This is a genomic window from Companilactobacillus sp. FL22-1 (assembly GCF_043951805.1).
Classification (GTDB): domain Bacteria; phylum Bacillota; class Bacilli; order Lactobacillales; family Lactobacillaceae; genus Companilactobacillus.
The window spans coordinates 1-10,562 of sequence record NZ_JBINJY010000020.1 but is presented as its reverse complement, the minus strand read 5'-3'; the positions used below and the strand labels follow the sequence as shown (position 1 = coordinate 10,562).

Sequence of the window (10,562 nt, the reverse complement as noted above, 5' to 3'; positions counted from 1 at the left end):
AATCACACCTCCACAACTATTATATAAAAGCAACGATTGTTTATCAACGATCACCATTAAAAACCTCGTTGATAAACAGACAAAACCTCGTTGATAAACAGACAAAACCTCGTTGATAAACAGACAAAACCTCGTTGATAAACAGACAAAACCTCGTTGATAAACTTCCATAAGCCTTGGGAGAGTAAGGTTCAAGAGGGGTCTAAAAGAGGTTTAAAAGAGGTTTATAAAAGAGGTTTAAAAGAGGCACTACTGCACGAGGCCAAAACCTAGAATCAAAAAACACAAAGGAGTGAGCCAAAAACCGGCTCACATTAAACTCCAGTCGCTATGCTCCTTGCGCCTCACTCTGTTCGTTGCCTAAAAGGTGTGGCAAGCCACGTTTATTCGGGCGCTGACGCCCCGTACCCCGTCCAAGCTGAACCAGCTTGACCGCTTTTTCACTCGCCGTTAGGCAGGAAAGCAAAGTTTCTATAAAACTTTGGCTTTCGCCATTTCAGTGTTAAGACTGGGTTAGAGCTGTCAATTCCTTATGCTCCCACGCTACGCTCGTCCGCTACCATTGACAGCAAACAGTTAGTTTTTCTGAATCTTAACAAGACTTTAACTGCTATATTCGTTTTTAAGGGCCTTATTTCTCGTTTCTAGCAGTTTTAAGACTATTTATATATATTTATACCAAAGTAAAAATAAAAAGCCCTCAGCAGGCTTTTAGAGGGCTAAATAACGAAGCCAGGACGATTAATAATATCTTCTTGTCTTTTTTGCAAAACATAAGTATACAGGGAATCATACAAATTCTTTTTGATCTCGTCAGGTTCATTGAAAGAAGCTTCAAACAATTCTTGAATATCAACTTGCCAAGGATCAGCAAGCATTTCATCAATAGTTTTTAATACTTTCTTTTCGTCCATCTTGATTACTCCTAACATCAAAATAATGATTTCAATTTAGATTCACAGATTTTACAGTACCGTTATTCAAAATTTGTTACCAAACTTATAAAGATTCTTTGCACAGAACGATTAAAAAAATGGCTTAAAACAGCTTAATCCGCAACACTTTTTGAATATTTAAAACATAACAATCTTAGTTTAGGTGCAAACATAAATTGAATTAAAAATATGCTCAATTAAATAACGAGAAAAATTGATTGTATGGTTATCAGTAGACCGAGTGAAACGAGGTCAATGCGCACTTACACATAGAATTTATTCTATGTTGTGCTAGGCCCATTAAAATCCTGTATCAGAAGTCGCCGTTGGCGACAACAAAATCAAACCAATTTACCCAAAATCAATTTGGTTCAACATGTTTTCTGTACTTGCTTGATCCAAGCCTAAATAAGCTAAAGTCATGGCTTCACTTGAGTGATTTAGTAGGTGCATGACTAGGCCAATATTGTAATTTGATTGCGTATAAACACGATAAGCCCCAGTTTTGCGCATTGTATGAGTACCTAGATAATTAATTCCTAATAGATCGCCAACCTTACTCATAATTTTGTAGAACTGTTTTTCAGTAATATGGCGTTCTGGGTGTTGAATTGAAGGAAAGAGCCATTCAGAATCCAGCTTATGATCAAGCAGCCATTGACGGTACAATAAGAGCTCTGTTTGAACAGGTTTAAGGTACAAGGTATTAGGTTTACCAGTTTTTCGGTCATGAATAAACGCATTTTGTTTAATAGAACCGTCCGGATTAAAAATATCGGCCTGTTTTAAGCCCATAACGTCACTCACTCGCAGTAGCGTCGCTTTACCAACTTGAAAAATCGTATAGTTACGTCGACCAGCTTTAAAGTTATTGAGTAACGTATCTTGAACCTCTTTAAGAACGTTTGAATCTTTGATGGGTAAAACAACTTGTTGCATAGTCTTTTCTCCTTTTCTTGAGATATCAAAGCAGTTATGTTATTATTTTTGTAAGGAAAAAGTAAGGAGATGATATTGTGAGCGCAGGTAATGTAACTAAGGTTAGCTCGAAGATCACAAGTAAAAATCAGATTACAATTCCTAAAACAGTACGTGAACTGTTAAAAGTTCGGTCTACTGACACAATTGAATGGCAGATTGAACCAAATGGTAAAGTAATGATTGTTCGTAGTAAACCGGATCTATGGCAACTTGTTGATGAACAAGAAAAAAAGTTTGGAAATCTCAGTACAACAGAAGTTGATTGGGGTAAAGACGTAGAAAGCGAAGACTTTGATTAATGAAATTAAAACAAGGCGCTATTTTATGGATTAATTTAGATCCGGCTAAAGGCACTGAAACTAAGAAAAAGCGACCGTGTTTAGTTGTAAGCAACGATCACTATAATCGCTATTTTAATACGGTGCTAGTTGTCCCAATCAGTACCTCTGACAAATATCGTACCCAAGAAAAGTATGCTAAATCGCCGTTATTTATCAGGATAGATAACGGGAAAATTCACGGGACAGCGTTATTGCAACATGTCCGTGCTGTCGATCCAACAAAACGATCAGATGGCGAAGTTGTGGCCACTTTATCTCAGCAAGAAATTAGTTCAATTAGTACAAAGGTCCAACAATTTTTCTGAAAAGCAGATGTTATTTATTGATAAAAGAAACAAAATAGCCCCCAATATCCACATTATAGATATTGGGGGCTATTCTTTCAATGTTTTTGAGGGGCGATTTGGAACTTATAGACCCTTTTTATTTTTTCATATACTTTTTTGGCTTGTAAAACACCTAAATTTGTATACTCTCTAATCTGTTTGATAACTACTTTCTCATTTTCCAAAATCATAGCTTTAATAATCTGTTGTTCTTCATTCGTCATAGACCGAATTTCTGGTTCTGTAAGAACTTCAATTAAGTTATCACTGAAATTAGATGAAACAAGAAAAAGTATTGCTAAAATTAAAAAAATATTATCATCGGTAAAAAAGTAATAAACAATAAAAAATAATGTAATAGCATATAATACCCAGTTTAAATATTTATAGTCCAAAAAATTTAAAAACTTCACTTTATCTCTCTTTTCTATTTAAAATATCAAACAAACATTTTTTGTAGAAATCCTTTTTTCTGCTCTTTGAGAAGCTGTCCAAGATCTATGATTTTGATATAATACAACCAAAGGAGAAGATTATGAAAAAAGAACCGATTCATCGTACTAGTATGTGGAAATTTAAGTTAAGTGCTGCCACCATGACTTTGATTCCCGCTGCCGTGGGGATTAACTATGTTGCCAAAGCCTTGGCGGAGGGGTTAAAGCTGCCCGTTTGGCTGGGGTCTTTGGGAACCTTTCTTGCCAGCATGTTGGCTGGGCCGGTTGCCGGTGCCATCAGTGGTTTCATCAACAACGTGATCTACGGGCTGACCTTATCGCCAATTTCAACCGTGTATGCGATAACCAGCATCGGAATTGGGATTGCTGTCGGAGTTTTGCACGCCAATGGGTGGTTCTCGTCAGCGCGACGAGTATTTGTTTCTGCTATTATTATTGCCATCGTTTCAGCTGTCATTTCAACGCCACTCAACGTCATCTTTTGGGGTGGTCAGACCGGTATCGCTTGGGGTGACTCATTGTTTGCGGTAATGATCGCCAATCATGCACCAGTGTGGCTGGCCTCATTTACCGATGAGTTTGTCTTGGATATTTTGGATAAAGTCTGCGTGGCCTACCTGGCATTCTTCATCTATCGTCAGCTGCCGCAGCGGATGGTGCGCTTCTTTAGAGATGATAAATGATGACTGATAAAACATTGTTTTCTGGAGCGCCACGGGTCAAGCTCAAGTGGTACCAGGTGATCGATCCGATTACTAAGCTTTTGTTCATCTTGGACATGACGTTGTTGAGCTTTGCCAGTATGAATTTGTTGCTTCAGGCCGGATTAATTCTTGTCGCAACACTGCTATTGTTATTTTCCAAATTGAGTTCGACCACCTTTAAGGCGCTGGGATTCAGCCTGTTTCTGATTGGCACCATGCTGATCATCCAAGGGTTATTTTACAGTCGGAATCAAACTGTGCTGTTTTCTGTGCTTGGGGTGTCGTTCTACAAAGAAGGCCTGATTTACGCCACCACTCTGGGTTGTCGAGTATTGGTGATTATTTTGACCAGTGGCTTTTTTATGGTGACCACGAGTATTTCAGAAAACGCGGCCTATTTGGAACTGTCCGGATTGTCTTATAAAACCGTCTACGTTCTGATGTCGGTGTGTTATATTTTGCCGGAAATGATGCGCAATATGCGGAAAATCCAGCAGGCACAAAAAGTTCGCGGAACCAATCCGCAAAAAACGTTGATTCAGAAATTAAAGTCAGTCCTGCCGGTTCTGATTCCATTGGTGATTAAGACCTTGGATCAATCGATGGCGCGGTCAATTTCTCTCCAACTGAGAGGTTTTGATAATCTCAACCGGACTGTCAGAACCTCCCAGCGCGTGTATCGCCTGTCGCGGACGCTGCACATTGGTCTGACTGGATTGGCAATTTTATTGATTGGGTGGAAGATATGGACGAAGATAAACGGATTGTAATTGAAAATTTGACCACCCGTTATCCGGGTACTGAGCAACCACAACTGCGTCAGATTAATGCGGAGGTTCATACCGGCCAGGTGGTTGGGATTATTGGGAATAGCCACTCCGGCAAATCGACTTTGTGCCGTGTGCTGGCAGGGGTCATTCCCAAAATTGTGTCTGCTGAGATTGAGGGCGACTGGCACATGTTTGGACAGCGAGTGTCCGACAATTGGCCCGTTTATAATGCCATGAATGGAGTTGTACTGCAAAATCCAGCTGGCCAACTAAGCGGGTTGGCAGACACGGTTGCCGATGAAATCGCCTTTGACTTGATTAATCAGGGAATGACTGAAGGACTGATTCAAAAACGGGTTGAAGAAGTTGCCACGCAAATGGGGCTGATTGAACAGCTGAATTTGCGTCCCGAGAGCCTTTCCGGTGGTCAGATCCAGCGGTTGGCAATTGCCACGGCGATTGCGGATAATCCGGCTGTTTTGATTATGGATGATCCGACCAGTGAGATGGATCCCCTTGGCCGCCGGCAATTTTTCCAATGGCTGGCCCAAGTCAAAGAGACGACTGTCTTCATTGTCACCAGTGAAATTGACGATTTGTGCGAAGTCGCCGACGTCGTGTGGGTGCTGCACGAGGGTCAAATGGTAGCCCAGGGCAGGCCGGGTGAGGTGTTTAATCATTTGGCAGATGACTGGCAGATTCCAGCCCCGACAATCCAGCAACTTGCTCAAAAAATGGGTTGGCACTTGGCTGATGGCCGGTATCCGGTGAATGACGCTGAGCTGAAGGAGAATCGTTATGTCCACAATTGAACTGAACCACCTGACGTTCACTTATCCGGAACGGTCCTTTAGCTTGGATGTTGAAGACAAACATTTCGCCGATCCGATGGTGGCGATTGTCGGCCAAAATGGTGCCGGCAAATCAACGCTCTTCAAATTGTTGACGGGCTTGCTGACACCACAAACCGGTGTGATTAAGATCGATGGAGAAAATTTTAATGATCTTAAACCAGTCGAAAAGTTACTGAAGGTTGGGATTACTTTTCAGAATCCTGACGATCAGCTTTTCAACCCGACCGTTCAACGAGAGGTGGAGTGGAATGTCGCGCAGGTCATGGATGACCACGACACGATTACGAGGCAGGCTTTAGCGGCTCTAAAAAGAGTTGGCTTGGATGATAAAACAGCTGAAAGCCCATATGACCTGTCATTGTCGGAACGCAAGCTGTTGAGCGTTGCCACAGTTTTGGCAGTGGATCCGGCGATTTATTTATTTGATGAGCCGATGATGTCGCTTGATTGGGAAAGCCGGCGCAAGTTGACCGCAATTTTCCATCAGTTGGCTGATTCGGGCCACCAAGTTGTGACCATCACCCATGACATGGATTGGGTCGCCGCCGAGTTTGAGTCGGTGTATGTTATGGAACACGGGAAGTTTGGCTTCGCCGGCAGTCCACGGGAATTGTTCAGCGATCACGAACTTGTCCAGCGAGTGGGATTACTACCACCGCGGATTATGGACATAGCGGAGTCGATGGGTGATTCACAGACATATTTATCGGTTAATGATTATTGGCAGAAAAATCGAGATGTATAGAAAAAGTCACCTCTGCGGGTTTTCCAGGTTGAAGGATTAACTTCAGCTTCTGGCAAGAACTCACATGGGTGACTTTGTAATTATAGTCCCTAAAGGTTTCTTAACTAAAGACAGCGATAATCATTTTGGTGACTAAATAAATAATTGCAATTACCATCATCCAACCAGTACTGCGCATAAATTCCCAGACATTAGTTTGTGCCTTTGCGTTTTTGGTAATAACTATGCTTTTTTTTAGTGAATCATCGCCCTTGATCAAACTATCTAAGGTAATGTCGAATAAATTGCTGATTTGCACTAAACGATCAATATCGGGATAAGTACTTCCGACTTCCCACTTAGAAATGGCCTGACGAGAAACATTAAGCGTTTCTGCAAGATAATCTTGTGTCCACTGCCTTTTTTCTCGTTCTTCTTTTATCCTTTGCCCTAAAATCATAAACATAACCTCACTTTCAATAGATTAATTATCAGATTGAAGCGAGAAAAAAGCACGCTAATTATTAGCGCACTAAAAGCAACTACTGGTTGCGAAGAATATTCTGGTGTAAATAGGGGCTAAATGATAGCTATAGACCCTAAAGTGTTTTATATCTAGGATTTGAAAGTAAGCTAATCCGGGACGTATAATCATTAGTTATCTTCATTTTATTGAGAAACCAATAGACTTTTACCTTTCTTACTTTCTTAATACATAACTCAAATGTCATTGTTTAAATTTGGTTAGAATATCTTTCAACGTCTTGACTAGATTGTTTAAATTAAACCTATCAATTTGGCCTATTGAATTATCTATTTGTGTATAGGTTTCAATTTTTTCAATTAATTTTGAAATATCCGATTGTTCACCATGATGGAAATCATGAGAATTCGAAATTTGAAGATATTCAGAGTTTAGATAGTTATCAAGTAACGTTGCTTTAGATTTAGGTTCAAGTAGAGCATTGTTAAGATAATTAGACTCAAGGAGTTCTTCAAAAATATTTATTTTTATACCTGATTGCGTCATATTACGTATTGTATCAGTGTCATTATCAAAGATTGCCTTAACTAGCTTTTGGGTTTCTAGTCTATGATTTTTATCTTTTGCCGAGCTCATTATGTCCCGAATCCTATTCATTATGTTCGTATCATTTACAAGTACAGAGTATTGAACATTAAATGTATTAGGATCATAACTGTATGGTAATTTGTTACTCTCGAAAGATCGGTTTACAGCCTCTTTTAAAGCGTTAATCAATTTATCCAAATAATTATCATTACAGAAATAAATATCATTTTTATCAAAAAACTTAAAATAATTAAGAGTTAAAAGTATATCGTTAGCCTTAGCTTCTTGACTACAGGCATCTTTGAGTAGTTGACCTTCAAGATTCTTAAGTTGGTCATCAGTCATTTCTCTAAAATTGGAAATTCTGTCTAAGTTGGAGATTTCTTTTTTTGAATTGAAGAGTCCTTTCCAACAATCGACAAAATGTTGTGCAGAAAAGTTTCCGTTAAAGATTACATTGGTTACCGAACTATCATACATAATCACCTTGGTTAAATTTGTATTATTATGATATCTAATGGTTAATTGCTCAGCTGGTGATTTTTCCTCATCATCTTTCATGTGTATAAAAGAGAAGTTACGTGTGTCAAGGAGTGGATCAATATTTTTTAAATTTTCACGTGTCAGTATACCTGCGCGATACTCTGTTGCAATTACAAATAAATTAGCAAAAACCGATCTTTTAATTTCTTTGCTATGTGAATTCTGTTCTAAATTATTTTCAAAATATTGATTTAAATTCTTATCAATTAGTTTAAATGTAGACAGAATAAATTCCAATGTGCGTAGATTTAATTGTCCTTTATTGTGCCGACTATAACCTTCTAGAATTTCTACCAGCCAATCTGAATTATCTTGTAAAAAGGTAATATTAGAATGCTGTAAGAATTCTTTTTTTATATTTTTCAAGTCATAAGTAAATGGGAGAACTCGACTTATGACTTTTTCACGCAACGAAAGGAATTTTTTTTCTTGAATTTCTTTGGAGTTACCGACAAGAATTACTCTATATCCATAGTCTTCAATAATATCTGTCAATAAAAATCCCATTAGGACATCTATATTAATTTGTTGACTAATCCGTTCTAAATCGTCAATAATCAGAACCGAAGCAGGCGTCTTATTTTGCGATAGCAATTGATTCTTTATTAGTATATTTTCGGCAGTGTGTGCGAGTGAAACGAAGGGTTTTAGCTTGTCGAAAGCGCCTATGGTTCCTTTAGTGAGAGAAGCAAGGTCTTTAATCTTAGATTTTGTGGTTTCTTTATCAGCTTGTATACCTAGACTAGTAACAAATAACTGATTAAATAGAGCTGTTTTTAACTCATTAAGAGACTCATAACCATAGACGGAGAAGTACACAGTTCTATGCTTTTTACAAATACATGGTATAAAGTGGTGCTTGAAGAAGAATGTCTTTCCGGAACCCCAAGGCCCATCAACCATCACAGCGAACTGATCTTGACTATCAATGTAGTTAGATAGGCTATTGAACAACTGATTTTTTTTCATGAATCCCCCATAATTAGTATAGACATTAAAAAGATAGCGACACTTTTCCCTTTTAGATAGAAAATTTTAGAGTTGATTTTTAAGGCTTATTTTCATGTAGTTATAGTAAGCATCTATGATGATTTCCATTATATCATGAACATAGAAGCAATCACTCGATATACCTTGTTGGTCGTTTTTATTTTTTATACCCTGTTTAATCGATATAAACAACTTGCGTTCCGTTGTGTTTTCACCTTTTTGGTTGTAATTTACCCGCCATTTCGTATTGTTTGACTTTTGTATTCTGTTTAGCAAATGCTTTCAAATGTTTTTGCGTTCGACCACTAATTGATGAGAGGAATAGAAGTACTACCAAAAGTGCCACCAACTATTATTAGCTTTGCTTTTAGATGCTTTTTTTGGCTTACTACCATATTTAGCAACTTCATTTCCATTTTGCTTGTCGTTTTTATCCTTGATAGGAATGGCATTATCACTATTCGACAAGGTATCGTCCTTGTCGTTTGATTGTTGCTTTTGAGTTGAATTGGAAGATTTAAGCAAACCACTCAACTTATGCACGTGTTCTTCTAATTGATGGTTTTCTGCTACTGCTGCTAATTGCAATTGCTGTTGCTGATCTATCAACTTTGTTAAATATTCTATTTGTCGGTCTTTGGTAGCAAGCTGTTTGTCACGTTGAGACTTTAAATCTGCTACTTCTCTTCTTAGAGTAGCGATTAGCTCATTATTTTCTTCGCTAGTCTTTGTCTCTTTTTTGCTACCTGTTTGTTGGTTCTTTGCTACCAAAGGCTTTGCTACCTTATCTCTAATAATCCTTTCAGCTGTAAGGCTAACCATGTTTGTACCTTGACGATCTTTTTGTCGGTTCTTTGTTGGTAGTCTTTGGTAGTGATATTGAATAGTCTGCTTGGAGACCTTCAATTCATTAGCAAGTTCTCTAATAGTTTTAGGCATGATTTCCAAACCCCTTTCGGAGTTCAGCAAGTGCTTCTTTTCGTGCTTGATCTCTTATTTTTTTATCATGTTCGGCTTGTTTGACAGCCAATGCTTGCTTTTCAGTAGAACCTAGAGTTAACCCCTTAACTTTATCAATGGCACGCCATTTTTCCTGTTCTGTTAATTCACCATTATGCTGAATGTTAAAGAGTTTTTGACGTTCATCTTGAAATTGACCTTGTGAGAAGTCGTTAGCGTCTTTCTTTTCAGGCTTCCAAGTAAAAGAATACCCAATTACTGGTTTCCCGCGGCCTTTACCATATTTCTTTCGAACAGTTAGGCCTCTAAAAAGAGGGGTCAATTCTTCTCTGATTGGTTTAAGAACGTATCTATCAACGTCTCCCGGTTTTTTCCAATAACTTTTAGGAATATCAAGTAACTCAAAAAAATCTTCTTTTGATAAAAAAGCATAACCGGTTGTTCTGAAACCTTTTAACAATCTAAAAGCGGTTTTAGCATAACTGCTTCGAAGATCTCTAAATTCCGCTAAAGCATATCTAACCCACGTGTCTAAATTATTAAGAAGTGGCAAAGCATCTTTATATACTTCAATGTCTATATAAGGAGAATCAGCTTCACCAACAATTCTGAATTTAGTAAACATAACAAACATTTCTCTATTTAATCCAGATTTACTACGTCTTCCAAAATGAAGTCCCATTAACTTTTCATAAGTTCTTTGAATATCATCTTCAAAGCGATTATTTGCAGTCGGTTTATAGTTGCTCAAATCTTTAAGTTGTTCAAAAGAAAATCTAACTGTCTGATCTCCCTTATCACGCATACGAGAAATAATTGAAAAAAATAGATTCATTTCAATAGGGGTGAATTTACGTAACGGAATGGTATTAAGTTCAGGATCATATTTTATAAGTTCATTGCTCAT

At 38.1% G+C, this 10,562-nt stretch carries 13 protein-coding genes; 6 read left to right on the top strand and 7 right to left on the bottom strand.

The window, feature by feature from the left end; genetic code table 11:
- Positions 1-719: 719 nt before the first annotated feature.
- Both ACG72T_RS12330 and ACG72T_RS12325 read right to left on the bottom strand, forming a co-directional pair.
- Positions 720-932: a hypothetical protein gene (locus tag ACG72T_RS12330; protein WP_010625611.1), complete on the bottom strand. Its 213-nt coding sequence runs from the start codon at positions 930-932 to the stop codon at positions 720-722.
- Between the two features lie 354 nt (positions 933-1,286).
- A complete protein-coding gene (locus tag ACG72T_RS12325) occupies positions 1,287-1,874 on the bottom strand; it encodes a site-specific integrase (protein WP_013279411.1) in 588 nt (195 codons plus the stop codon).
- Positions 1,875-1,951: 77 nt separating this feature from the next.
- Here ACG72T_RS12325 and ACG72T_RS12320 point away from each other — a divergent pair, with 77 nt between their 5' ends.
- Together ACG72T_RS12320 and ACG72T_RS12315 are read left to right on the top strand one after the other, a co-directional pair.
- Positions 1,952-2,215 carry a type II toxin-antitoxin system PrlF family antitoxin gene (locus ACG72T_RS12320; protein WP_001748062.1) on the top strand — a complete coding sequence of 88 codons (264 nt, stop codon included), beginning with the start codon at positions 1,952-1,954 and terminating at the stop codon, positions 2,213-2,215.
- The gene (locus ACG72T_RS12315; RefSeq protein WP_024002471.1) at positions 2,215-2,562 is read left to right on the top strand and encodes a type II toxin-antitoxin system PemK/MazF family toxin; all 348 of its coding nucleotides are present in this window, start codon (positions 2,215-2,217) and stop codon (positions 2,560-2,562) included. Before ACG72T_RS12320 ends, ACG72T_RS12315 begins: the two co-directional genes overlap by 1 nt.
- A gap of 77 nt (positions 2,563-2,639) precedes the next feature.
- Here the strand turns inward: ACG72T_RS12315 and ACG72T_RS12310 are convergent, their stop codons facing one another.
- Positions 2,640-2,996: a hypothetical protein gene (locus ACG72T_RS12310; protein WP_395266441.1), complete on the bottom strand. Its 357-nt coding sequence runs from the start codon at positions 2,994-2,996 to the stop codon at positions 2,640-2,642.
- Between the two features lie 122 nt (positions 2,997-3,118).
- Between ACG72T_RS12310 and ACG72T_RS12305 the strand changes: the two genes are divergently transcribed.
- From ACG72T_RS12305 to ACG72T_RS12290, 4 genes are read left to right on the top strand one after another with little or no spacing between them, the layout of a single operon-like run.
- Entirely contained in the window at positions 3,119-3,721 is a 603-nt protein-coding gene (locus tag ACG72T_RS12305; RefSeq protein ID WP_119463176.1) for an ECF transporter S component, read from the top strand.
- Positions 3,721-4,512, top strand: a complete 792-nt coding sequence (locus ACG72T_RS12300; protein WP_176692349.1) for an energy-coupling factor transporter transmembrane component T — start codon at positions 3,721-3,723, stop codon at positions 4,510-4,512. The genes ACG72T_RS12305 and ACG72T_RS12300 overlap by 1 nt, the downstream gene beginning before the upstream one ends.
- The gene (locus tag ACG72T_RS12295; RefSeq protein ID WP_119463175.1) at positions 4,488-5,324 is read left to right on the top strand and encodes an ABC transporter ATP-binding protein; all 837 of its coding nucleotides are present in this window, start codon (positions 4,488-4,490) and stop codon (positions 5,322-5,324) included. Before ACG72T_RS12300 ends, ACG72T_RS12295 begins: the two co-directional genes overlap by 25 nt.
- The gene (locus ACG72T_RS12290; RefSeq protein ID WP_119463174.1) at positions 5,311-6,111 is read left to right on the top strand and encodes an energy-coupling factor ABC transporter ATP-binding protein; all 801 of its coding nucleotides are present in this window, start codon (positions 5,311-5,313) and stop codon (positions 6,109-6,111) included. Before ACG72T_RS12295 ends, ACG72T_RS12290 begins: the two co-directional genes overlap by 14 nt.
- A gap of 100 nt (positions 6,112-6,211) precedes the next feature.
- Here the strand turns inward: ACG72T_RS12290 and ACG72T_RS12285 are convergent, their stop codons facing one another.
- The 4 genes from ACG72T_RS12285 to ACG72T_RS12270 all read right to left on the bottom strand — a co-directional run.
- Positions 6,212-6,550 carry a helix-turn-helix domain-containing protein gene (locus tag ACG72T_RS12285; protein WP_003646108.1) on the bottom strand — a complete coding sequence of 113 codons (339 nt, stop codon included), beginning with the start codon at positions 6,548-6,550 and terminating at the stop codon, positions 6,212-6,214.
- Between the two features lie 267 nt (positions 6,551-6,817).
- On the bottom strand, positions 6,818-8,674 hold the full coding sequence (locus ACG72T_RS12280) for a KAP family NTPase (RefSeq protein WP_264229048.1): 1,857 nt from the start codon (positions 8,672-8,674) through the stop codon (positions 6,818-6,820).
- A gap of 351 nt (positions 8,675-9,025) precedes the next feature.
- Positions 9,026-9,634: a DUF536 domain-containing protein gene (locus ACG72T_RS12275; protein WP_264229052.1), complete on the bottom strand. Its 609-nt coding sequence runs from the start codon at positions 9,632-9,634 to the stop codon at positions 9,026-9,028.
- Positions 9,627-10,562 (bottom strand): replication initiation protein (locus ACG72T_RS12270; RefSeq protein WP_064635655.1); only part of this gene is annotated, 936 nt, incomplete at its 5' end. The genes ACG72T_RS12275 and ACG72T_RS12270, both read right to left, overlap by 8 nt.